Raw genomic sequence first — 24,782 nt, 5'->3', positions numbered from 1 at the left:
TGATTTCAGGAGTATGAAATCCATGAAAAAAATAACAGCTTTTATAAGTTTGATTGGGTTATTCAATGTTTCTGCCTGGTCGGTTTCTCCAATATTTTTAGTGACACCGCGATTTAAGGCGCCAACGCAACTATTACAAGGAGAGGTAGGAACAGGTATTTTTCAAGTCACCAATGTTAGTGGTTTTAATTTTAGCGGCATTGGTTTGAATAATTTACCTGGCGGCGTTACAACCGTTGTGAATGCTGGACTTGATTATTGTCAGTTTCCTTTTAGTTTAAATAACAATCAAAGTTGCTTGATTAAGCTGCGTATGGACGGCAATAGGATGAGCAGTTCCATTCAAGGCGGTCCTGTGATTTGCTATACAGCCAGCCATCCTGTTTATTGCAGCCAACCGTTGGATATTGAGCAATTGCATGTAACCGTTTCATCTGCACCCATTCCACAAGGCTGTAACGCCAATACCCATAATTTTAATTATGAGCTAACGCAACCGTTTGATTCTACCACCCTATTACCTGACCCTATGTGGGGGCCGTATCCTCATGTATTTACTTTAAGTCCTGTCAATCCCAATCTTCGCAATTGTGCGAAAACCGCAGGAAAAACATGGCAGCAGCAACGCGTGTTGGCTGCTGCCGATTATTTTATCCGGCAAAAATTAAATTATTGTCACCACCATATGCCGGATTATATGACGCCAGTCCAGAATCGCGGAGCAGCGAAGACTCAAGGTGGTTATTGTAATCCGGCGTTAGATATCATGCCCGGTTCCGTTTATTTCAATCAGCAGGCACGGTGGAATTATTCGGGCATCGGTTCTGAAACCATCAGTAACTGGGTCAATAATAATTACATGTGGTATGGAGTTGATTGCAGTAATTATACGGCCTTGCTTTATAATTTTGCTTTCGGCATTTGGTTTACTGGCGATGTGGGTCATCAGGCTGGTCAACGTGCAGATGGCTCGCAGGATGATTTATATCCCAATCAGCAAATGCCTGGAAATGAGCTGGATAATCCCAATGCGGCAGGCCGCCTGGTATGTCGAGATAATTCGGTTGAGGTTGATCATTCCTGTGGTGCGGTTGGGTACATTTCCGTATGGAATGCAGCCGGTCAGAAAAATCCAGCGGATGTCACGCCTGACATGTTGGAAAAGCTGCAACCGGGTGATTTAATATACATTGCAGCTGGTTTGGAAGTACATCCAACACAATCGGTCGTTACTCATGTGGTGATGTGGACTGGCAAAAAAATAGGGCATGGGGCGAACGATATCCCACCAGAAAAAATAGCGCCCAATGCCTTATGCCCAACGGCTGATTGGTTGCCGCAAATCGGAGAATGGGTCATTACTGACAGTCATTATCAGGGAGCGGATTATCGGATGGTCACCCCGTGCTTTTATTTAAATAATATTTGGGGGGTCAGGCGGGTAATTACCTAAAATAGAGGCGCTTACCCGCACCGGATGTTGCCAACGTTAAGCTGTTTTTAAATGCATCGATGCAGGAAGTGCTTCCTGGTGTTCTGCAGATGTTTCTGGTCGCTTAAACGCACGAAGTGTGACATGTAAGGTTGATTGTTCTTGTGACCAGAAACCATTTAATTCATCCAGTAAAGCATCTTGGTCTGTTGTGCTGCGAAGAAGATTAAAATCAACCGAGAGTTTGTCGCTGATTTTTTCCATAAGCGCGCGTCTTGCTCCCCAAGTTTGCGACGCTCTGGCGTGTTGTTCATCGGAAAGATTAAGAGTCATGGTTTCTGCCACCACACGGCTGATGGTACGAACCAATTCACTTACTTTTTCTCTGTCACCATCAAGGTGATTTATCTCTTGTAACAGCGATAAAATTCTTTTTTGCGCTGCACTGCAGGCTTGACTCATCTGATATCGTTTATGGATGAGTGGAAGAATGACAACAGCATGTGACGCCACAAATCCGATAAAACATCCTGCCATGCTGTACAAGGTAGAGCCCAAGCCAAAACCACTGTCGGCCATATTATATCCCGCGCAGACACCTGCGCCCATGGCGGCGATAATGACCCCTCGTTCAATGAGTTGGCGAGTGGTATAACGATGACGGCCAGAGGCAAGAAGTTCACCAACCCGAGACCAATCCACAAGATGATGAAAACGTGCGGTTAAAGCGTTTGCTGTTTCTGAAGAAAAAAAACCCGGCATGATCAAGCTCCATGTAAAAGGTTTATTCTATCTGGCTTGTAATGTTTCAGCAATCATTAAGAATCGGTCTTCATAGCCTACTATTTTAGCCTAAAGTCGTTGATTTATGCGGTTCGCTGCTCACATACTCAATAGATATGCTCCGCTGTGGTCCTCTAAACTCAACGCATTTAGCCTGATTTTGCAAATAAAATAAATCATTTGTCTATAATTTAAGAAACCATAAGCAAAATCATGTAAAGGACTAGAAACAATGCCATTAACACGAGTACAAGCAGACCGCCTTCATTCCCTTATACGTGGCGCAGATGTCCAGAAGGAAGTAGAGGATGGGAGACGCCGTTGGCAGATTGATGCTCCTTTGGGCGCGGTCGCTAATTTTGGTGATCTGCAACAACGTTTGCTCGATATCCGCGAGGCCAGCCTTGACCGCAAATCTGTGGTTGTCGATTTTGACGGTAAACCAGTCCGAGTGTTTCCTGATACACCAGGCCAAAATATCAACAGTGATGTCAATGATATCTATGCTCGTGGTGTTGATTCAGCACGAGCAGTAACCGAAATTTTGCGATTAGCTCCGGCAAGTGATTCTGCAAGCCACATGGGTGGTTTGGGAATAGAATCTCCAGCTAGACGAGAGCTTGTGCAATTAATTGAGCGATTTCAGATAAATATGGCACATCATGAGCCAAATGGCGAAGAAGGATTGAAAAATGCCAAAAAGGAATTGCAACGTTTTAATGGGGCATTATCGGATTTGCTGGTTAAGCATGGTGCCGTGGAACGACGTGAACAAGCCAATAATGCCATTAGTTTTGTCCGCGATTTTTTATGGAAAAGGGATCTGTGCACGGCCAGTTGTGTGCTCGATGGCAACATGATGCGCTATGCTGAACCCATGACGTTTCATGCAGGGGATTCGCGATTATGGGAAGGCGAGCAACCCTGGAAAAGAAAACTGGCAAGTTCTGTTGGCGCTGGTTGGTTAGGGCCATTTTTTCAAGAACATCTTGCTGACTTGAAACGATTGTCTCCTACCCCAATGTCACGTTTTACACCGAATCCTGCCAATGCATTTGACTGCACGGATTTCATGATGAAAGATGATGAAGTAACACAGATGAGTCATCATGTAAGAACGGCAATTACTGAACCGTTAGCGGTCGGTTCAACTCAAAGCCGTTTGCCGATTACCATCTGGAATCACCACCAATTACTGGCAAAAGAGCGGCTAGAGACCGGTGTAAATGCGTTTATGGAAAGATGGGGAGCGCTTTATCCAGATGGCGCCATTCCTTTTACCGTCCTTCATCAAACATTAATCGGCGATGAGGTGACGCTTTCACCCGATCAACAAAAATCAAAGGCTTCGAAATTTGGCGGCAGTGTGATTGATTCCAAAGAAGCAGCCAATGCAGCGATGCGCGCCTGGCTAGCAGAACACCAGATTATTAGAAATAAAGCCGATGGGAAGATTGAAATTCACCCTAAATCAGAATCACGTCCTGTGCCCGATGGGTGGCAAGAAGTTAAAGTCAATTTGTTGGAAACCAATAACGGCATTAATATGTGGAGTGCGAGAACCCGCGTGCGCAATCATGACGTTAATCATGCTCGGCAATTAATTGGTACTGCCGCAGACGTATTAAGCAGAGCGCAACTGCAACCACCGAATCAAGATCTTAACACCATCGTTCGTTTTTTGAATTCATCCGATCATTCTTTCATAACGCCGTATAAATTTCGCGGCCCGGCTGTTAAAGAGGCGATGGTTCGGTTAACTGCGGAATTAAGAACGGATAATGGAGCGTTTAATCATTTACCAAAAGAAACGAGGGAAAGCCTGGCTCTGAGTATGCAGGCGGCGGTGGAATTAAAATGCACGGTCCACGAAACCTGGGCGGGTTCACTAAGGCGAAATGTTGCCAACTTTACTCGCGATTATTTCCGCAAAGTACCGGTGATAGGGCATTTGGCGGATTGGGCAGTTAGAGGGACAATGGCGGTGGTAGGATTAGGGCTTAAATTGGTTACTGGTCTCTTTAGTCTACCTCAAATGTTGAAGCATCGTGGCGAGAGAAAGTCGGTCTATAAGGCGGCTTACGAAGGAATATTGGCTGAAAATTTAGGGCAGCTGCAGGGTGGTTGTATGAGTTCCGCCGACAGGGCTTTGGAAATGGCAGAACAGCGGGCTGCAATGAGAAAGCAATTTGCCGAAGAAGGCAGAATTGTCAGCTACAATGACAGCCGAGAAGAAAAAAGAGCTTTTCTTCATGATTATGGTCGGACAAAAACCAAGCATGATCAGGTTGAAATGGCCACAGGGACCGCAGGTACCAATGACGTTGAAACCCGAGGCATGGTTGGCGGTGATTGTTTGATGTCTTCGGTAGAAACTGAAGCTGAGCAAAAACAAGCAAGATTTTTAGCTGGATTGAGAAAAGGTGGTTACGATGATGGAATGACTGTTGCTAGCTATAGCTCTAGCTTACCGGTTGGTGTACGTCCTCCTCGAGATGCCTCTTCAGAATATGACAGTGATGCTTCTAGACGCTTAAAGCAGCCTCTTTTAGCAGCAGTTGATGATTATTCTAGTGACTCTTTAAGCAGCGGTTTTTCTACCCCTCAGACTCTTGATAGCGACAGGAGGGAGGAAGTTCGTTTTAGTGGACCAGGATGATTGTGGCAAGTTAATTCATGCGAACTATGCGATATGGTTGATGCTCTCAAGCAAAATAAAGAGCAACACCAGAATAACAAGAATTCTTACATACAAATAATAACGTTGTGCTTTTTTAATGTCGTGAGCAGCCATGATTCTTAACGCCCTTGATTTATGATAGAGATGGCTGAACAGCATCCTCCTATCGCGATTGATAATCTTTCCCCGCCGATTGAATTGATAGAAAGGAATTCCTTTAAAAAATTGTTGTCCATAATCTACGAGTAATTGTTCACCACCTAGAATGTCTCTATTGGCCGAATAAACAATGAATTCTATGCCGTTAAGATAATAGGGGGTAGAGTTTATGTTGGCGGCCAGTGCTTCTTTGTCATAAACCGGGTGAGCAGATGATGGGTGTTTGATTGCATGATTAATAAATCGGCCGATATTCCCACATTGGTGCGCATCAATGTCCATGTTTAGACAGTCTTTTTCCTGTTCAAAAACATAAGTCAGATTGCCACCATTGATAATTTTTTTGATGCCACTATAGATAAATAGATTCTCATTTTTTTTAATGATCGTTTTACTGAATACGCCAAAACCAATTCTCGGGCTTATATAGCGCAGTTCAAGCTGCCGTAAATCAATGGGTGTTTTTAATAATTCAAGTGCTATGGGCTGTTGATAAAAGAGAGTATCGCCATCAACCTGCGAGGGAAGGTCATGAATGGTAAATTGGTCGTTTATAACAACTTCTTCTATAAATTTAAATGGATAATGATGCAAATGGCTAATTAATGCTTCAAGCTGCTTAATGGTCACCACTTCTTCTGCAGGTCGATGGGAATGGATTGAAAAATACGTCACTCTAGCGTTTTGTACATGATTAAAGCGAGACGATGGGTTGATTTTAAATTGAGCGGTCAGAGGGTTATCGGCATGGAGGAGTGTCGCATATACTCTTATTCCCGCGTGCAGTAAACCTTCTATATCATCGTATTCGTAATGAAAGAAATCATCCTGTCTTGGGATAGGCACTGCGCTAAACAATGGGTGGCTAAATCCTGATAAATGAAATAATTGCTTTAGCTTGATTTCGTGCTGTTCATCAAGCGTGCAGGTTGAGGCGGCGATGTCAATCACTGCCTGCCGATATTGCAATTGGGGATTATGATTGGTAAGTATGAGATGCACTAATTCCCCAATTTTTCTTATGAGCTGATTTTTCTGATTAATTTAACCATTGATTTAAGAGATATTCAAACGCTTGCCGTGCTGATTGGAGTGAGACTGAATCCGATGGCTTGGGAGAATGCAGATCATCGCAATGCGCCGCGTTTTCAATGGTTGCATAAGTTAAGTGCGGATTGGTGGCGTTGCCATTTTTCTCCGTCATTGACAAATTTGACCAGGGGTCATTGGAACCGTTGGTAAAGTGAATGTTTGATGTTGATAAGTCTATTAGAGGCAAATAAAAAAATTCATTCGTATAATCCGTATTCACCGGTCTATCTATACCAAAAAGTCGCCAACAAATATTCCGGTGATAATCATTGTTAATTAAAACGGAACGCGTGGAATGCAGGCGGTCGGGGTTGGCATTTTGCCAGTAACCATATTCTTTGCAGGATTGATAAAACCATTGGCGAAGCCCAAGCCCTTCACTGTAATCTTCGGGATTTTCGCTCATTGCTCCTTCGGCGGTTAATTCCAAAGCGGTGATGCCCCATCTTGCAAAAAGTGTTCTGGCAAAATGGGCATAACCTTCAAGAGCGGTGTCATCGTTTATTAGAGAAGAGCAAAATTCATCGTGCATGCCGTATTGTACGGCGGCAGCCGCTGTATCGGCAACAAGATAAAGAAAATCAATGTCATTATGCACGTTTTCTGCGTTAAACAGGGTTTTGATGTTTGTAAACCGGGTTTTATCAGCATCGGCTAATGCTTCTTCAATGTCATTGACTGCCAAACGAATCTTTGCCGCGCACTCTGGGCCGGCAACTGAAGCGACATGAGCATCGTATTCATAAAAATCCTCTTTTGCCATCACCGGTGCCGAGGAAGCCAGGGCTCCTACGACCAGTTCAGGGTAACGCATGCGGTAATAAGCGGATAATGAGCCTGGATAAGAACCGCCAAAGGCAATCCATTTTCCTGTCCAGTGATTGCGTGCGCTTATGGCTTGTTGAAAGTTGGCTAAATCTTGTAAGGCTGCGGTTGTCGTTAAGCTCCGCAGATGATTAGCAGACAAGGTGGTGTAAGGTTGGCTTTTCCCATAAAAGCGATGTTCCAAAGCGATTAATTTGGCATGAAAGGTTTGCGCATAATCTCTGATGGCACCGTTTAATGCTTTAGGAGAACAGGCAGCTTCTCCGCAAATATAAAAAAAGACAGGGGAATCCTTGGATGGTCCATAAGTTTCATCAAGATAATAGCGTTGTAAAAAAATGCCAGCTGCGGGATGTTCATGATCAATCCATTGCTCAAAATGAGCCGTTTTTATTGATGAAGGCAGAAGATAGGATGTTTGTTTTTCCAAATATCGTTGATGATAAAATTCCAGAGTTCCTGCAACATTTGCTTGAGTGAATAACATCAGTAATATGACCGTTAGGCGTCTTTTCATGTTCTTATCCATAGCAAACGTTTCTTTGATTTTAAAATAACCCTAACTAATTCATCCTAAGTGTACAATCTAACATGCTTTTTCTGGTTATAGATGCTCACGGTTATGGGGGCTGAAATAATCAATTTCCGGACCAGCGGGTATAATTTGGTTAGGATTAATCATGGTATGGCTGTAATAATAATGTCGTTTGATGTGACTAAAATCGACCGTTTTTGCCACGTCCGGCCATTGATAGAGCTCGCGAACATAATGAGACATATTGGGATAATCTTCAAGTCGTTGCTTATTGCATTTGAAATGACCATGATAAACCGCATCAAAGCGAATCAGTGTGGTGAACAAGCGCCAATCGGCTTCGGTGATTCTCTTGCCAACCAGATAGCGGTGTTGGGCCAGGATGGTTTCAATAAATTCAAGGGCATCGAATAGTTTTTGATACGCTTTTTCATAAGCAGCTTGCGTGGTGGCAAAGCCACAGCGATAAACACCATTATTAATATGTTCATAGACAAAATCATTAATCTTGTCGATAGATTCTTTTAATTCATGCGGATAATAATCATTTTGGTTGCCGGTGGTGGAATTAAAGGCCTGATTCAGCATGCGAATAATGTCTGCAGATTCATTATTAACAATTCGGCTGGTTTTTTTATCCCAGAGCACTGGAACGGTGACGCGACCAGTGTATTCGGGATCATGGGCGGTATATACTTGGTGCAAATAATCATAATGATTGATTTCATCGCCTGTACTGCCTTCATCCTCTCGAAATGTCCAGCCATGCTCCAGCATGTCGGGACTTACGACAGAGACAGATACGTGATCTTCAAGCGCTTTTAAGGCCCGGAAAATCAGCGTTCGATGAGCCCAAGGGCATGCCAATGAAACGTATAAATGATAACGTCCACTTTCTGCTTTAAATCCTTTTTGACCGACAGGACCTGGGCTGCCATCCTGCGTAAGCCACTGGTGAATTTTTGTCTTTTCTCGTTTGAATTCACCCTTATGGGATTTTGTATCATACCATTCATCAACCCATTTCCCTTTAACCAGCAAACCCATGATGCTCTCCTTATGCTCATACCTACACCATGCGGATAGATGATGCTTTTTATTAATTTAGTTAAAAACCTCGGTAATACAAGTGTGATTATTCTTCTTTTGTTGGTAGATTTGCGATAAAATTGCGCAATTTGCTTGGTTACTTGTAATCATGAAAATTATTAAATTAACCAACAAAGAATTTACGGGTGATAACAATCAATTGCAAGGCATCTTGTTGGCTCTCATGGCATTAAAAACTGAAATTGATCATTCAGCGATTGAAGAAGCGGAATTGAATATCGATGCACTAACACCAGATGCAATTGTATTAGCCGCAGGTGATCATGGCATGGAACAGGTTATTCGCATTAAAGAACGATTTCCCGGTGTGCGTATAGTCTGGTCAGGCCATCAATTTTTTGAAGCATTAAATCATAGGACAGTGTGGCCTGATGTGGTGGCCTTGCCTGAAACGGCCGTCACTGCTGAGCAAGCCGCATACATACGAGCGCATACCCATCTGGAGTTGACTAAAGGAGTGGCGCATTGTGTCAACGAAGAAACAGTCTCTGTTGATTTTTCCAGATTTAAAGGGGAATTGCCAAAGGATTATACCACTTGCATTGGCATTGTTCTTGCTGGGGATGCCCCGACGGAAAGTAGAGAAATGCGTTTTTTTACTGCAGAAGATGCGAGAGAACAAGCTAAATTAATTGCATCTCATATAAAATCGAATGGCTTATGGCATGAACATGCAGCTGTCATGGTGACGAATGGCCCAAGAACAGGCAAACATAATCCGGTAACGGGGAAACCTGTTGAACCTGAACCGCATCGTGCGCATGCTATTGATGCAAGTTCAGCAGCATTTCTTGCTGAGTTGAGTGTGCAATTGCCTGAAGCGAAAATCCACTTTTATGATTTTCAGTTTGATGCTTTAAAAGAGGGGCCAAGTGCCTACAAACCAATGATGCATCTGGTTGCCAATAGCCGGCAAGGTATTTGGTATGTCCCCTCTGAATCAATATCGATGGTGACGGAGAGTACGTATCTAGCAGAAAAAGGAGTACGAGTGGTGGCTTATCATCCAGGCAGTGAGAATGACAGCCATCTAAGACATGCAGCCGATTATCTTCGATTAGGCATTGTAACGGATATTACTGCAGAGCATACACCGGCTCTAGCGCCGGTGAGCACGCAAACTGCAGCGTCTCAGATTGCCCAAACGCTGGTAGCGCGCATGTCAAAATTAGTTATTCAGCCTTATTTATCGTTAACAACCTTTGGTCGTTCTGATAAACCGGAAGATGCAGTTCCTGTGGATGAGCCGGCTAGAAATAGTTTGTCGGTCTTAAAATAAATAACGGTCTGTCAGTCAAAATCAGTGGATTGCGTATGACAGGCAAGATCATATAAACGGCAGAGCTGATTTGCCGTCACTCGTGGAGTGGATAAGGATGGCAAGTCGTTTATATTAAAAAAATCTATTTCCGAAATTTCCAGATTTTCTTTGGCTTCCCCAGAAATGATTTCACAATAAAAGAAGCACTTGTAAGTATGGGGCCATTGAAGTGGGTGATCGTGTTTTAGCTTATCCCATAAGGCGAGCAAACGTTTTGCAGACACTTCAAACCCTGTTTCTTCTCTGGTTTCTCTCACAGCGACTTCAGAAGGGGATTCGTTGACGTCAGCCCATCCACCAGGCAATGCCCATAATCCGTCGGCCTTTTCCTTGACAAGCAGTAATTTATTATTCTTAAGAATGAAGGCACGCACGTCTATTTTTGGTGTGGCATAACCTTTTTGCAAGGAAAATATACGTTGAATATCTTCCAGCGATTTATCAGCACAATGGGTGGCCAATTCCGTTACAATTTCTCCAAGTCTTAAATAGCGTTGTTTATCAAAATCGTTTTCTGTATATGCCAGACCGGTCTGCGATATGGCTTGAATTTCTGAAATCCATTTTAACCACTGGTCATTTTGAATCGTCATAGTGCCCTGCTGTTTTTTTTAGTTGCTGTTATAAGGTATAACATTAATTTGTTATTTTTTCAGCGTTTGTGGTTTTACCAACTTTATTGATAGGAGGTAATGCATGTTTGTGACGATGGAGTTTATGCCAAGTGAATAGACTTAAAAAACTCACGATGGTTAAAAGGCGCATATAGGAGGTGGCTGTCTCAATACTTAACAAACTGGTAATAAAGCTGAAAAATGCGGAGCAACTGAATTGGCAAAACAGCGTCAATGCCAAAGCAATGGCCATTTGCTGGGGAAATGGGCGTACAACTGCAGCAGTGGCAGAGGCAACAATAAAACCCGTGCCGAAATAATAAAGCATCATTGGGATAATAAAAATCCATAGAATATGATTTTGCATATTGGTCAATAAACACATCAAGACTGCAGACAATGCAAATAAACGCACACCAATGCCAGTCAATTGGGTGCTTTGATAATAACGAACCAACAGAGCACAGCAGGCGGTGCCCAGCAGATGCATGATGGCCATCGCAGTTTTGACCAGGCCATATTGCGTGCTGCTGAACTGGGCACCTTTAATGAGAATAAATGACGCGCTGGTGTTAAAGGCTGATTCACCAGCCATCATCAAAGCGGATATTAATAGATAACCGATAAATACGGGATGATGAAACATGCTCCTGCTTGCCCTAAGTAAGTTGCCTGAAATGGCGTGATGAGTACGTGTTTCTTTTAAAACCTGCTTGCATGAAAGCAACATCAATCCATAGGCAGCCATAAACATGGATGCTATTCGCCAATTCCAGTAATCATTAATGAGACCACCGGCAAGTGGCAAAAAACATATGAATAGACCGGCTAAGGTAAATAGCCAGGCAAAACAACCTGTGGCGCGTTGTTCATTGTACGTATCATTAATCATTGCTCGTCCCATCAAAAGCGTTGCGCCGACTGCAACACCCTGGATAAAACGCAGCATCAGAAAAATGTGGATGGATGGGCTAAAAGCTGCCAGAAAATTACTGCTTGTGTAGAGCACTAAACCGAAGATAAAAATGGGCTTACGGCCATAACGTTCAGAAAGAATACCCCATAGCATCATGCTAATGGCTTTACCTAATAGAAAAAGACTAATAGTCAGTTGAGCTGTTCCTGCGGAAATAGAAAATAAATCAGTCAGTGCAGGTAATGCTGGAGCAAGAAAGTGGACGTCCATGTTGCCTAAAAACCAGGTCAATAACACCATAAGCAAAGCGGTTCTAGTCATCGTTCTATATTGGAATAATCATTGAAAAAAATTATCGTGTATCTTGACGTTAATAGATGATAGGTAAATATCAGCACAGCAATGAACCCATATAGGGCTGCAACGATGAGGAAAAAAGTGCGAAATGATACTCCGTTTGCTATTACGCCACCACAGGCTATGCCTGAAAGATTACCCAGCTTGGCAAAGGAGTTGGCGACTCCAAGAGCATAGCCTGTTGCTTGAATGCGGTCAGTTAATAAGGAAAATAAGGCAGGCAGCAACGCCGCTAAGACAATGCCCCAGACGATACGTGCCACGGCAAATAGGTAGATGTTTCCCGCAAAAGCATGGGCTATCATCACGAGTGCACCTAACAAACTGTAGCCTAGCAGGTATTGGTTGACTTGCGCGCTGTTTTTTCGACAGCGGTCAAATTGCCGCCCGCACCATTCGGCACTGCCAAAGAGACCAGCTGCTGGCAGTGAATAAAGAAAACCAATGAGCAGCGTATTATTTGGGTATTGCTTATTTAGAAACAGGGAAAAAACAGGGTCTGGCAAAAATCTCGCGATTTGCGTTAAGGTGATTAATAGACAGAGAAAGAACAGTATTCCTTTCCATGGAGGCATGGTATGGTTTTTATTGCTTGTATTAACAATCATGACTTTCTTGGGTGTGGCCGGTAATCGTTGATGCATTAACACCGTCGTTAACAGGCAAATGATGGTCGCGGTAGCGTATAGTCCATGATAGTTTGTGCAGGCTAATGCTAATCCGCCTGCTAATCCTGCTAGCAGGGTTGCTATAGCCTTGGCTGCCTGTAGGCGCGACAGTTGTCTGTTTTTCTTATCCCATTCATGAATACTTAATGCGTAAGTTTGCATTGCTGCAATAAATCCGGCAAACGCCCCTTGAGCGGTGCGAATTAAAAGAATCCAGCTAACCGAGTTGACGAATATCATGCTGGCCTGAGTGAAAACCAGCGCCCAGGCAGACCGCATGAGCATGGGTTTATAGCCATAGCGATCAGCAGCTAGCCCCCAGAGAGGAGCCATTAATAAGTTGGCTACCATGGGCAAAAACAATGCCAGAGTACTATAAAGCATTGCATCTTGCGTGGAATGATGCATGGTTGCAATCAGCAGTGGTAAAAAGGGATTTGTCATTTCCAGCGCAAGCAACATAAAAAATTGACTCAAGAGAATGGTTCGCTGTAATCGCTTGGTCATGAACAGGTACTCAACGGATTGTCTATGGCGGTATAGACATCGATATGTGGTTCACGATTAAGCCGCATGGTGAGCAAACTTTTTTGATGCCAAGGCATGGACAATAATTGTTGCTGATGCCATTGATGAAGACGTCGATCGGTTTTCGTTTTTAATGTTGTAAATTGTTGTTGTAATGTTTGATAAACGTGCTGCCAAAGAATGCGGCGCGATAAGCCATAATGAGAGTGCAGGCACTTTATCCAGTAGCCCAGATTACTTTGCAGGTTGCCATGAATAAATTTGTTGGTCAGTTCATCCAGTTCGGTACAAGTGATGGTTGAATCAGGATGTAACTCTGGTTTGCTCACGTTGTTGTATAATGGGTGCATGCAGATTTTAATGCCGCCTAGATCACGAATGATCAATCCCTTCGGTTGATTGTTTTCAAAAATGACTAAGGTATTTTGCTGATGGGCTTCCAAGGCTATCCCATAGTGTAGCAGTAAATGCATTTGTCCCTTCAGAACAATTGCACAATAAGCTGCGAAATAGTCTTCTGGATTTATTTGACTGGCTTCTATGATTTCTAGCAATAATGGTGTTTGGCTGACAGGTGATGGTGCAAAGAGAGCCGCAAGCGGTACCAACTGCTGGGAATTTTTAAGAGCGTTTAGGGGATTTTCCCGAATCAGCATGGCGAGTTGTCTTTTTTCATGGAGAGGGATTGCGGGATGGGTGACATTGATTCCGGCTAAATCTCGCGCTAAAAATAAGCGCTCTTCATAATATTGATGTTGGGCAAGGATATGATTGACCCAGGAAGAAACGGTCGGACCATTATCAATAGAGGCCGGTGAAACGGTTCGAAAAGAAGACGTCGTATGAACATCGACCGCCAGTTTGAGATGAGGTCCGCGATTGGATAAAGGCATCATGGTACGAAATGACATCGTTGGCATGGTGTTTTGGTGATGGGGGACAAGAATCAATTGTTTATCGTCTTGCAGACTGGCGCCTAACGTGTGTTGTTTATTGCGCCATTGCCAAGGATGCAGGAGCAATGGATAATAATTGTCCGGATTTAAGCGTTTAAAATGCAGTGCCTGAGCCCAGCGTCGGTATTCCTCGGGAAAATGATAGTTCAATAATTGGCGGTAATGTTTCTTGTTTACAGAAGTATGAGTGATTGTGCGGTGGATGGCTGCCCAATGGATGCGAACAAGCGCATTGAATTCAGGGGAATATTGCATGACTTCGCAGCGATTAAACCCCATTTTGGCACGAAAATTTGGATGATAGGGGTGGCCGATGCAACCCCATTGCTCTAAAAACTGGGTGATATCAGAAGAGTCATGTTGTGCACACAACCACGACCATAAACTGGGGTATTTTTTGGCGTGCAACCTTAAAGTCTGCTGCCAATGTTGACGATAAGCCAGTGCTAATGCCTGGTTAGCAATGGTTTCGTCTAACTCATTGCGTAAATCTTGCCAGCGATTGAATGCACTGGCAGGATTGGATTTTTTTAGTTCAATCTTAAGCAAATCAAGAAAGTCATGAACATGATGACTGGTGATTTCTCTATCCATAAGCCCTTCCATGACGGCGGCCTGCTGTAATCGTTGCAAACATTGGCGATGCGCTATGGTAATGAAATGATTTATAGCGGATTCAGTCATTCCAATCCCGATTTCAAATAATAAAAAACGTAATTGTTGACTTAAATGATTAAAATTTCCGTAGGCTAAAGCCATCATGATTTCCTTGGCGATGTCATGAAAACCCTACTATAAATGATAATGATTATCATTTGCAATAAAAAATTAAGATATAACTGCATAGGTGGTTTCTATGCCTATTAACATTTAAAAATTTAATATGGCTTGCAATGCAAATGTGTTAACGTTTGATGCATTGTTTATCACAGGACGATTCAGTCCTGTCGAGGAACGATTGCTTGCATAACCATTGTCTTTGCCGTATTGAAATTGGATAGTGATATATCGATTGAACTCGCCAGAGAGGCCTATGCCGATTCTGCGTTTGGGCAATTTTAAAGATAAAGCTTGAAAGGAGTGGTCGTAAAATCCTATTATTTTTAATGGAATATTTCTGATGTTAATTGCGTAAGCACTTTGTATGCTGACAGCACTAGGCACAGCGCCTTGATGATTATAGCTGAGTTCATTGATTTGAAATGGATGTAGTGCTGTGACATACGTTAGATAGGTACTGAATTGCTGATAATTCATGTTTATATATCCAGAAACACCGGGAATATGACTGTGAATTGGGTTAGCCAAGAATCCACCAAAACCTTTGTTGTATTGAAATATCTGACTGTCAGCGATGGAATATAAATAGCTGGCCCCTGCCTCAACATACGTGTGATGTAGCCCTATGTCCAAATTGTAATAAATAGGGAGCGATGAAGAGCGAATGCGTGAAGAAGGATAAAAGAAAGAGAGACTTGCATAATGAGTCGAGTGATAATCAATTACAAAGGCGGATTTGTTTGTTTGGCCGAGTGCTTTTGTCAGTGGTTTATATATTAAATCATTTTTATAGCGGCCAAAGGCGAGCCAATTTTTCCCAGCTTGTGCGGTCCAATTGGACAATCCAGGATTAAATTCCCCATAGAGTTGATCAACATAGTATGTTGGAGCGACTGGAGTAGGCACGGTATTATAGATAAATAATCCCTTAATTTTGTGTTCTGCCGTCATCTGTAATTCCGAATTTAATTTGATGTTTGATAATTGTTGATTGAGTAAATACTTTTCTCCCTGCATGGCTGAATTTGTGGCGTTAAAAAATAGATGACCATCGTAAGAGAAGTGTAATGATTCTGGCTGCGCATAAGTTGTGCCTGCAAGAAGTGATCCATACATGGTCATCCTTAATACAAGAAGGGGAAAACTGGCAGCCGTTTTAAACATGACAATAAAATCCCGACATCCCGATGATATTTGCGAATGATAATCATTATCATTCGCAAAGAAAACCATGACACGTAAAATCGCAGGAAATAGTTCATCGTTTTGAGTGCGGTAAAGCCTTGCTGCTTAAATCAGCATAATGAGGTATGGAAACCGCGCCGCTCAAGGTATAATGGCGCCATGTTGAGTTTGTCTGTGGTTGGTGATGCTGGATTATATTGCGAATTTTTTCTTATCTTTCACCCATTTTCCGCTTCTGTTTTTGCTTGTAATCATCGGATCATTGCGGTGGGGGCGAGGATTTTTTTTGCCAACGGTTTTTCTAGTTGCATTTGATATCGTTGTGAATGTTGCCTTAAAAGGCACGTTTAAAATTCCCTTGGCTGCCTCACTGCATAAAGTGGGTTATGCTTTTCCCAGTGGTCATATGCAGCTTGCCACGGTTTTTTATTGCTGGTTAGCGAGCCTTATTGCTTCCCGGCCAGGTCGAAGCCTTATCATGGTGTTATTAATAGGAATTGGTGCAAGCCTCATTCATTTTGGTTACCATAATTTATACGATGTAATTGGAGGGTTTGTAAGTGGGATATTGCTCATTGCGATGTTACGCTGGTTATTCGTGCATCACCCTCATTCTTTTTTCAAGACATTGTTTTGGACCGCTTCTGTGCTCATGATGTATAACGGCCTGATGTATCAGGCGATTCCGCGGCATGCTTGGTTGGCTTATTTCGCGATAGGGTTGCTATTTCTTATGCAAAGAATGGCTGTTGTTTATCGAGCACGTCATACTGTGGGCGCCGGCATGGTTGATGGCCAATCAGGCAGAACCTGGTTGACGCCCGGAGGAGGTCTTTTAAAGAAACGAATGGGGGAGTAAGCTTCACTTGGAAAAAAGGTGGCCACTGAGTCTAATTCATCTTCTGCAGTTGCACTGGTAAAGCGAGTAAGAGCACCAATCATCCGGCCAACCGGCGTGTCGATTTGTGGGTTAAAACGTTTGATTTTTGTGGGTGCTTGTCCTGTGCCAATCAATATTTTATTCACGTAGGTCAGACAGTCATTGTCTCCCAGTTGATAATGCTTCACGGTGAATTCAAGATTTTTGGGATGAGTTTCTTGTAAGATCCTATCTAATGTAAGCATTTCAAATAGTTTTTTTCCTGATACGTGGCGAGCAGGTTCAGCTTGATCCACCCAGCGAGGACTTTTTTTCCGGGAGCCAAACTCAATTGGAATATCAATTTTGCCATTGATGCTAAAACGAATGAGAGAATGATGGCCTAAGGTGCCATCCAGTTTGCGGTCAACCAGCCCTGAAGGGGTGGTACAAACTTGAAATGTTTGTTCTGAACTTAAAAACGAGGAGAACGCAGCCTCTTTATCCGGCGCATCTGCTAAAAAGGTTTCAATGATGTATCGTTTCGTTTCATTTTGATAAAAATCAAAATCTGGATTGATGTATGGATTTTCATCTTCAACGCCGCTTGCTTTAAAACGGTTTGTATTTTTTTCTTCAAGTTCTGTACTGATTTTTTTAATGCTGTTAAGACAAAAAATCAATTTAGTTTCAAAATCGCTCCTGCAAAAGGTGCTTGGTAGGCGAAAGCCGATGATTAAACCGATAACAAATCCGCATAGAAAGCCAGAGCGAGCTCCTTTAAGTACATTGGGTTGTGAAAAAATTCCCATACCCAAACCAAGCACTCCACCAAGGATGCCTACAATAATTGCAGTAATCAACCCGCACATGGTGAGTAACACGTTTTTGATTTGCATCGGAACGGTATTGATGTGTGCTTGATTCATCAAGGTATTTAAGCGTAAGACAATTTCTTGCAGGTGTTTTTCGCAAGCTTTGGGTGATTTTTCTTGGTACAACCGCTGAAGCGCCAAAACCAAGTCATGAGTTTCAGCCAATAGCAGCACGTATTGATCATGTTTTTTTTCACGCTGAATCGAGGCGATTAATAGAACAAGATAATAACTCAGTTCATTTGGTGGTAAAGTTTTGATCTTTTCGAGGGTGAGCATGACTAAATTTTGACAGACGATCTTCGCTGTTGTAGCTTGCAAAGCGTTTGTATCATGAAGGGGTATCTTAGGTGATAGTGGCGAAGAGTGAGTAGACATAGAGTCAATTCCCCGAATTTTAGTGTTTTTATTATACACTTTGAGTATAAAAAAATATACAATAATCCGTTTTACCGCTAAAAGTGATCACTGAGTTTAAGTATGATAAAAAAGAGTATTACGAATGTAACCAATAGGCAACTGGCTTTATGAAGTTGAGTGATGGGTCCTTTTATAAGTCAAATTAAAAATCAAGTCATGCAAAATCAAGAATTAAAGCAAGCATTCCATGCGACAACACCAACATTTTTTGCCTATGCGCCATTAGGCATGGTTTTTGGCATTTTATTTACTCATGCCGATTATCCATGGTATTTAGCGCCGTTGATGAGTGCTATTGTTTATGCTGGCGCTGTACAATTTGTCGTGTTGAGTATGATGATTGATCATGCAAGTATTCTGGCTATTTTGTTTGCCTCATTATTTATTGCGCTGCGAAATTCCTTTTATGGTTTAAGCTTAATTGAACGATTTAAACCGGCACCCTTTTGGATTAAAAGCTTCCTGATTTTCGGTTTGGTTGACGCTACTTATGCCGTTTTATCGACACGCCCAAAACAGAAAAATGATATTGATTTTTGTTTATATGCGACTTTATTCCCCTATCTCAGTTGGGTGGGCGGGACATTTTTGGGCGCTCTCTTAGCCGATTTTATTCCAGAAGTAAAAGGATTGGATTTTATTCTAACCAGCTTTTTTATGGTGTTGGTTATTGAATACTATTTACTTAATAAAAAAATCGATGCGCTTATCATTCCCATATTTGCAGCGTGTCTTGCTTATTGGGTTATGCCGCAATATTACTTATTAATTTCCATATTAACGTGTACTTTTTATTTGTATTTGAAAATACGGCTGATTCCATGAAAACTTACTATTGGGCTATTACTTTGAGCTTAAGTCTGCTCATTATTCTCACACGCGCTTTGCCTTTTCTTATAGCCAATTTCATGACAGAGCGTTTTAATCGCTTGGGCAAGCTATTGCCGGCCTATATTATGTTATTGCTTGTTATTTATGAAATAAATATCAAAACGATAATAAGACCGCCCTATGGCTTGCCTGCGCTGCTTGCATTATGCTTGCTCTTAGGCACACATCTTTGGTTAAGAAATACTTTTCTTAGTCTGGTGATAGGAACGACCTCTTTTTTATGCATCAGCCATCTTTCAAGTTATCTACCGGGATAAGCAACTTAAGCATCAACCCAAACCATGTCCTCTTCAATACGTGTAGAATAGATTTTTAATTGTTTTTCTTTAGATACTTTTCCAAGCAATTTTCCAACGATGGGCGGCCAGGGGGACCAGCAGGCCACATTGCCTGTTTTTAAATTGAATGCACTTTTATGAAAAGGACAAATGATAGCGCAGTCATCCGTTAATTTACCTTTGGTTAGCGGAAGCTTTAGATGAGGACATTTAGATTCTATAGCATGCACTTCATTTTGGTGCCACAGAAATAAGACGTCTTGATCATTGATGGTCAGTCTCTGGCGTAGTGCTTGTTTTAATTCATTGAGTGGCAATGCAGGGGTCCAAGTCATTTTAAATCCTTATGTTAGAGGCGCCTGACAGCACGCCCATGTTTAGTTTTTTGTCTGCTGTAGTTTACAACAACTATACTATTAAAAGGATGGACGTATGATAAAAAGAATGATTGCCGTCTGTATCCCGTGTTAGGAAGAGCAGAATATAAAAGGAAGATCAGTCATGAAAAATAAAGATTTTATTTCAGATATCAAAAAAATTCGTAGAGAGGCTAGAAAACATTTAAAAAGAGGGCCTGTTACCGAAAATTATAAGCTTGATTTAAAAAATGTCATAGGCTTGTTAAATGGCGCATTGGCTACTGAATTGATTTGCACATTACGGTATAAAAAGCATTATTATAAGGCAGCAGCATTAGGTGCAAGTGTGGCGGCTACCGAATTTTTAGAGCATGCGAATCAAGAAAATGATCATGCCAGCCAAATTGCCCAACGGATAGTACAATTAGGTGGTGATCCGGATTTTTCACCGGAAGGATTACCGGAGCGTTCCCATGCCGATTATGTGGATTGTGAAGATGTTGCCTGCATGGTAAAAGAAAACCTAATTGCTGAGCGAATTGCTATCGATATTTACCGAGAAATGATTAATTACATCGGTAATGCTGACCCAACAACACGTAAAATGCTTGAAGACATTTTGGCTGTAGAAGAAGAACATGCTGATGACTTATTGGATGTTGCAGCGGAATATGATATCAATTTTGAGCAGTAGGAAAAAATACGCCTGACAAGAAAGGAGCGCGAAGTGAAAGGCAGGTTTAAAAAAAAGCGACTGTGGAAAAAAGTTCATCATTTATGAAAAAGTTCCTATTAGTCTTAGGCATCACTTTTGTCTTATTAATTGGCTGGGCTGTCATTTACGGCTATGGAAAACAACGAGTAGAGGTAGTACATCCTTTTTATGGAACGGCTGTTCAGGCAGCTTATGCAACGGGCACCGTTGAAGCAACCGTCATGATGCCTATCTCCACACATATTACTGCTCGTTTATTAGCGCTGTATGTTGATGAAGGGAATGATGTGAAAAAAGGCCAAGTATTGGCGCAGCTTGAGGACTGGCATCTGCAAGAAACATTAAGAGAGTTAAAGGAACGGGAAGAATTGGCGCGCATACGATACGAACGTCATACCCCTTTGATGAAGAAAGGCGTTATTTCCAAAGATGAATACGATCGCATGGTTTCCGAGTGGCGGGCTGCAATAGCTGCTAGGCAAGGAGCCGAGGCTCAAGTCAGTTATCTTAAATTAATGGCTCCAGCAGATGGCCGTATCATTCGCCGCGATGGTGAAATAGGCCAACTGATCCCGGCAAATCAAGCTGTCTTTTGGCTTTCCTGCTGTGCGCCTTTGAGGATTAGCGCGGAAGTCGATGAGGAAGATATTGTGCATGTTCGCAGCGGCCAGGACGTGCTGATTCGTGCAGATGCCTTTCCTGGGCGTATTTTTTATGGAAAAGTACAACGTATTACTCCTAAAGGGGATCCCATTGCACGCAGTTACCGGGTTCGGGTAAGCCTGCCGGAAAATACACCGTTGTTGATTGGCATGACGGCTGAAACCAATATCATCTTTCGTAAAAAACAAAATGCCTTGTTGTTACCTGCTAGTGCGGTGATGGTTGATAAAGTGTGGCTGGTTGAACATGATAAGCTTCGCCAAGTGCCGGTATCATTGGGAGCGAAAAGTTTAAAGCAAGTGGAAATTGCAAACGGTTTGACCGCCGCTGATCTGGTTGTTTTGCATCCTAATGGTGAATTAAAGGAAGGAACGCGCGTGCGTCCAGTTCTTGTTAAACTGGACGAAAAATGAAATTGTTCGTGCTGATTGCGTTAAAGCATTTGCTTGCACGAAAGCGGCAAAGCCTGGTTTCTTTGCTTGGCATCGTGTTGGGCGTTTCATTTTTCTTGACCATTTCATCGTTGATGCAAGGCTCGGAAAAAGATTTTATCAAAAGACTGATTGATAATTCCCCACATATTACCATCATGGATGAATACCGTAATCCGCGTTTACAGCCAGTCCATCAACTCTATCAACATGGTGCCATTGAACTTCGTAGCGTCAAGCCTTTGACCGAAACGCGTGGCATTCGTGGCTATGAACAAATCATCGGTTATTTGCGACATACGCTTGCCGATATATATGTTTCCCCGGCATTGGTGGGACAGGCGTTGCTTAATTATGCTGGAAAGGATTTTTCCATTACGATGAATGGGATGGTCCCTGAGGAAATTAAAACCGTTTCAACCATTAACCATTATATGCTTGTTGGTACGATTGACGATTTGGTCGTTAATCCCGATGGGATTGTTATCGGCAGCGAACTGGCAAGAAAGTTGTCGCTTAAGTTGGGTGATAATATCACGGCTACAGCAACCTCAGGGCAAGTGCGTACCTTTAAAATATTAGGAATTTTTCGTACTGGCCGCTCCGATTTTGATACAAATCAGACTTTTGTGAGCCTTAAGCGGGCGCAAGCTTTGCTTAATCGGGTCAATCGTGCCAACAGTATTCTTATTAAATTACCCATGCCTCATCAAGCTTATGAACTTGCGGCGCAGATTGAGAGACAGATTGGGTATCAGGCGGTTTCCTGGCAGGAAAAATCCGAAGATTTGCTGAATACGTTAGTGATACGTAACATCATTATGTACAGTGTTGTCAGCGCGGTATTGATTGTAGCAGCTTTTGGTATTTACAACGTTATTTCTACCGTTGTGATGGAAAAACATCGTGACATTGCCATTTTGAAATCAATAGGCTTTTATGGGCGCGATATTCAGTTCATTTTTATTATTCAAGGATTGCTGCTTGGAATGATGGGGTGCCTGCTGGGTTTGCCCCTAGGTAGTTTATTAATGTATGCCCTCATGCAGGTGCAATTTAAACCGCCGGGAAGTTCGGAAGTGGTCAGCATGCCACTGGACTGGGGATATCTGCAATTTGTCATTGCTGCGGCGTTTGCCATGATTGCTGCCGTGGTTGCCGCATTGCTTCCCGCACGCAAAGCGGCATTGGTTCAGCCTGTTGATATTCTTCGAGGAGGGGCGTAATGATGACTACCGTTATCAAGACAAAGCAATTGGCACGCCGTTTACCAGCAGAGGTTCCTGTTACTTTAGTGGAAGATATTGATTTGGAAATCCACGCGGGTGAATTTGTGGTCATTACTGGTCCATCTGGCTCCGGGAAATCTTCATTGCTTTATTTGTTAGGGTTACTCGATAGGCCAAGCAGCGGCACAATATGGCTAAATGAGGAAAATACTTCTTTTTATTCTGAAGACCGGCTGGCGGATATTCGACTTGCCCAGCTGGGATTTGTTTTTCAGTTTCATTTTTTACTGCCGGAATTTACGGCTTTGGAAAATGTCATGTTACCCATGCAGCGATTAGGGCGGCTGACACCCGCCGAAGTAAAAAGCCGAGCTGAAATATTATTGACAAATTTGAACCTTCAGGAACAGCTGGACAAGTTACCGAAGCAGCTTTCTGGCGGTCAAAGTCAACGTGTTGCCATTGCCCGCGCACTTGCAAACGATCCTTTATTAATTCTAGCTGATGAGCCTACTGGAAATCTTGATACGGTAGCAAGTGCTAATGTGCAAACAATCATGAGGCAATTAGCGCACCAGTATGGGCGTGCTGTGGTCATTGTGACTCACGATACTGAATTTGCGGCAACGGCGGATAGGATAATCCATATCATAGATGGTAAAATCGCATAATTTTTAATGCTGAGTTGTGTTTGAATGCATTCATTCGATTTAGGATGTGATTGACATGAGCCGCATAAAAGACTATAAGTAAAGTTGTTCTTAGAATGAGCACTTGTACAATAAAATAAAATGAAGGCGTTAATTATTTTACACGATTTAATGTTTCCCATGTTTTTAGTGAAAGCTAAAATCATCCATTCTATTGTCCATCGTTCAATGGTTCATGTGATTGTGGCCTTCGCGGCCGTCTAATTTTCCTAAAAAAAACTCAATACCTATCCAAGATAAATTCTAAAAAGAGGAACTATCTATGCCTCAAATTAAATCGATGTTGATTTACGGGTTTGCCATGTTTGCCATGTTTTTTGGTTCAGGAAATTTAGTATTTCCTTTGCAAATAGGCTACGCTAATGGAGATCATTGGCTACTTGGTTTTATGGGACTGCTCATTACCGGTATTATTTTGCCTTTTTTAGGACTTTTTGTAATTAAGTTGCATCAAGGAAATTATCAATCATTTTTTGGTGAGGCAGGACGATTGGCTCGGGTTGTCTTACCCTTTGTCATGCTTGCTCTTTTGGGTTCCTTTGGCGTGGTACCCCGATGTATTACGGTCGCATACGGCAGCATGGATTATATGATACCGGAAATGTCATTAGTTACATTCAGTTTTTTGTTTTGTCTTGCAATTTATATGATTTGCTTGAATGATCAATGGATGGTCAATATTCTGGGGAAATGGATAAGTCCTATTTTATTGATTATTCTTATTATTCTTACGGTGACTTCCATTTCACACTCACCAAATCCTACCATGCATCCTGAAGCTCGGGAGGCATTTACGACTGGTTTCCGTACTGGGTATCAAACCATGGATTTATTTGCAGCTTTTTTCTTTTCCGCGCTTACTTTTGCGCAAATTCAGAATAAAATGCCTGAAAAAACAACGAGTCAGGCGTTGATTCGTTTTGCCATCAAATCCAGTCTGATTGCGGCTGGTTTATTAGCGATGATCTATTTGGGATTTGTTTATCTCGGTGCTCATTATTCTTTTCTAATTCATGATACTCCCGCAGAATCCATGTTGCCAACCATCGCACTTTATACGATGGGGGAAAAGGCGACGAAGCTGATAGGCTTTACGATGCTTTTTTCATGTCTGTCTACTGCGGTGGCCCTTAATAATCTTTATGCGCGTTATTTATGCGGTCTTTTCAATTTAAAAGATAATAAATTTTATCAAATGTTATTCTTTACAACAGGCATCGCATTTGTTATTTCCTTGCTTGATTTTCGGGGTATTGCAGCATTTTTACAACCGATCCTCGAAGTATTTTATCCTGGTATTATTTGTCTTGTATTGGCAAGTATATTGTTAAAACGTTATCAGCATTTAAAAATGTATTTGTTTTATGCGGTTACGCTGATAACCATAATCTATAGTTGTTTAAAATAATCT

Annotated in this window: 22 protein-coding genes; 11 read left to right on the top strand and 11 right to left on the bottom strand. The window is 42.2% G+C overall.

What is annotated here, in order from left to right; translation table 11 throughout:
* Positions 1 to 22: 22 nt before the first annotated feature.
* Positions 23 to 1,453, top strand: coding sequence for a hypothetical protein (locus tag E1O52_RS10605; RefSeq protein WP_133128686.1), 1,431 nt, complete (start codon positions 23 to 25; stop codon positions 1,451 to 1,453).
* A 36-nt stretch (positions 1,454 to 1,489) separates the two neighbouring features.
* Here E1O52_RS10605 and E1O52_RS10600 read toward each other — a convergent pair whose 3' ends face one another.
* Complete coding sequence (locus tag E1O52_RS10600; RefSeq protein WP_133128685.1) at positions 1,490 to 2,194, bottom strand: hypothetical protein; 705 nt, start codon at positions 2,192 to 2,194, stop codon at positions 1,490 to 1,492.
* Positions 2,195 to 2,447: 253 nt separating this feature from the next.
* Here E1O52_RS10600 and E1O52_RS10595 point away from each other — a divergent pair, with 253 nt between their 5' ends.
* Positions 2,448 to 4,874, top strand: a complete 2,427-nt coding sequence (locus E1O52_RS10595; RefSeq protein ID WP_133128684.1) for a hypothetical protein — start codon at positions 2,448 to 2,450, stop codon at positions 4,872 to 4,874.
* 24 nt (positions 4,875 to 4,898) lie between these two features.
* On the opposite strand, the gene E1O52_RS10590 is transcribed toward E1O52_RS10595, so the two are convergent.
* From E1O52_RS10590 to E1O52_RS10580, 3 genes are all read right to left on the bottom strand, one after another.
* Positions 4,899 to 6,056: an SET domain-containing protein-lysine N-methyltransferase gene (locus tag E1O52_RS10590; protein ID WP_133128683.1), complete on the bottom strand. Its 1,158-nt coding sequence runs from the start codon at positions 6,054 to 6,056 to the stop codon at positions 4,899 to 4,901.
* A gap of 37 nt (positions 6,057 to 6,093) precedes the next feature.
* Complete coding sequence (locus tag E1O52_RS10585; RefSeq protein ID WP_133128682.1) at positions 6,094 to 7,488, bottom strand: S28 family serine protease; 1,395 nt, start codon at positions 7,486 to 7,488, stop codon at positions 6,094 to 6,096.
* A gap of 87 nt (positions 7,489 to 7,575) precedes the next feature.
* A complete protein-coding gene (locus E1O52_RS10580; protein ID WP_133128681.1) occupies positions 7,576 to 8,553 on the bottom strand; it encodes a glutathione S-transferase family protein in 978 nt (325 codons plus the stop codon).
* Positions 8,554 to 8,704: 151 nt separating this feature from the next.
* Between E1O52_RS10580 and E1O52_RS10575 the strand changes: the two genes are divergently transcribed.
* Positions 8,705 to 9,895, top strand: coding sequence for a hypothetical protein (locus tag E1O52_RS10575; RefSeq protein ID WP_133128680.1), 1,191 nt, complete (start codon positions 8,705 to 8,707; stop codon positions 9,893 to 9,895).
* Between the two features lie 11 nt (positions 9,896 to 9,906).
* Here the strand turns inward: E1O52_RS10575 and E1O52_RS10570 are convergent, their stop codons facing one another.
* From E1O52_RS10570 to E1O52_RS10550, 5 genes are all read right to left on the bottom strand, one after another.
* Entirely contained in the window at positions 9,907 to 10,530 is a 624-nt protein-coding gene (locus E1O52_RS10570; protein WP_133128679.1) for an NUDIX hydrolase, read from the bottom strand.
* A gap of 43 nt (positions 10,531 to 10,573) precedes the next feature.
* Entirely contained in the window at positions 10,574 to 11,788 is a 1,215-nt protein-coding gene (locus E1O52_RS10565; protein ID WP_133128678.1) for a multidrug effflux MFS transporter, read from the bottom strand.
* The gene (locus E1O52_RS10560) at positions 11,785 to 12,999 is read right to left on the bottom strand and encodes an MFS transporter (protein WP_133128677.1); all 1,215 of its coding nucleotides are present in this window, start codon (positions 12,997 to 12,999) and stop codon (positions 11,785 to 11,787) included. Before E1O52_RS10560 ends, E1O52_RS10565 begins: the two co-directional genes overlap by 4 nt.
* Positions 12,996 to 14,738 carry an IucA/IucC family protein gene (locus tag E1O52_RS10555; protein ID WP_242602230.1) on the bottom strand — a complete coding sequence of 581 codons (1,743 nt, stop codon included), beginning with the start codon at positions 14,736 to 14,738 and terminating at the stop codon, positions 12,996 to 12,998. The genes E1O52_RS10560 and E1O52_RS10555 overlap by 4 nt, the downstream gene beginning before the upstream one ends.
* A 108-nt stretch (positions 14,739 to 14,846) precedes the next feature.
* Positions 14,847 to 15,920, bottom strand: a complete 1,074-nt coding sequence (locus E1O52_RS10550; protein ID WP_165474787.1) for an LbtU family siderophore porin — start codon at positions 15,918 to 15,920, stop codon at positions 14,847 to 14,849.
* Between the two features lie 205 nt (positions 15,921 to 16,125).
* Here E1O52_RS10550 and E1O52_RS10545 point away from each other — a divergent pair, with 205 nt between their 5' ends.
* On the top strand, positions 16,126 to 16,800 hold the full coding sequence (locus tag E1O52_RS10545) for a phosphatase PAP2 family protein (RefSeq protein ID WP_133128675.1): 675 nt from the start codon (positions 16,126 to 16,128) through the stop codon (positions 16,798 to 16,800).
* On the opposite strand, the gene E1O52_RS10540 is transcribed toward E1O52_RS10545, so the two are convergent.
* On the bottom strand, positions 16,707 to 18,053 hold the full coding sequence (locus tag E1O52_RS10540; protein WP_133128674.1) for a hypothetical protein: 1,347 nt from the start codon (positions 18,051 to 18,053) through the stop codon (positions 16,707 to 16,709). The genes E1O52_RS10545 and E1O52_RS10540 overlap by 94 nt on opposite strands.
* 162 nt (positions 18,054 to 18,215) lie before the next feature.
* On the opposite strand from E1O52_RS10540, the gene E1O52_RS10535 reads away from it, so the two are divergent.
* Entirely contained in the window at positions 18,216 to 18,920 is a 705-nt protein-coding gene (locus tag E1O52_RS10535) for an AzlC family ABC transporter permease (RefSeq protein WP_133128673.1), read from the top strand.
* Complete coding sequence (locus tag E1O52_RS10530; protein WP_133128672.1) at positions 18,917 to 19,243, top strand: AzlD domain-containing protein; 327 nt, start codon at positions 18,917 to 18,919, stop codon at positions 19,241 to 19,243. The genes E1O52_RS10535 and E1O52_RS10530 overlap by 4 nt, the downstream gene beginning before the upstream one ends.
* A gap of 5 nt (positions 19,244 to 19,248) precedes the next feature.
* Here the strand turns inward: E1O52_RS10530 and E1O52_RS10525 are convergent, their stop codons facing one another.
* Complete coding sequence (locus tag E1O52_RS10525) at positions 19,249 to 19,599, bottom strand: Rieske (2Fe-2S) protein (RefSeq protein WP_133128671.1); 351 nt, start codon at positions 19,597 to 19,599, stop codon at positions 19,249 to 19,251.
* Positions 19,600 to 19,765: 166 nt separating this feature from the next.
* Between E1O52_RS10525 and E1O52_RS10520 the strand changes: the two genes are divergently transcribed.
* The 5 genes from E1O52_RS10520 (at position 19,766) to E1O52_RS10500 (ending at position 24,779) form a co-directional block, all read left to right on the top strand.
* Entirely contained in the window at positions 19,766 to 20,317 is a 552-nt protein-coding gene (locus E1O52_RS10520; RefSeq protein ID WP_133128670.1) for a ferritin-like domain-containing protein, read from the top strand.
* An 83-nt stretch (positions 20,318 to 20,400) separates the two neighbouring features.
* A complete protein-coding gene (locus E1O52_RS10515; RefSeq protein ID WP_133128669.1) occupies positions 20,401 to 21,414 on the top strand; it encodes an efflux RND transporter periplasmic adaptor subunit in 1,014 nt (337 codons plus the stop codon).
* On the top strand, positions 21,411 to 22,658 hold the full coding sequence (locus tag E1O52_RS10510) for an ABC transporter permease (protein WP_133128668.1): 1,248 nt from the start codon (positions 21,411 to 21,413) through the stop codon (positions 22,656 to 22,658). The genes E1O52_RS10515 and E1O52_RS10510 overlap by 4 nt, the downstream gene beginning before the upstream one ends.
* Positions 22,658 to 23,332, top strand: coding sequence for an ABC transporter ATP-binding protein (locus E1O52_RS10505; protein WP_133128667.1), 675 nt, complete (start codon positions 22,658 to 22,660; stop codon positions 23,330 to 23,332). Before E1O52_RS10510 ends, E1O52_RS10505 begins: the two co-directional genes overlap by 1 nt.
* Positions 23,333 to 23,633: 301 nt before the next feature.
* Positions 23,634 to 24,779 (top strand): branched-chain amino acid transport system II carrier protein, encoded by a 1,146-nt coding sequence (locus E1O52_RS10500; RefSeq protein WP_133128666.1) that lies wholly within the window; start codon positions 23,634 to 23,636, stop codon positions 24,777 to 24,779.
* Positions 24,780 to 24,782 lie beyond the last annotated feature (3 nt).

Source organism: Legionella nagasakiensis, assembly GCF_900639915.1.
Lineage (GTDB): Bacteria > Pseudomonadota > Gammaproteobacteria > Legionellales > Legionellaceae > Legionella_A > Legionella_A nagasakiensis.
Note: the sequence above shows the minus strand (reverse complement) of the source record. Positions and strands in the feature narration are given on the sequence as shown.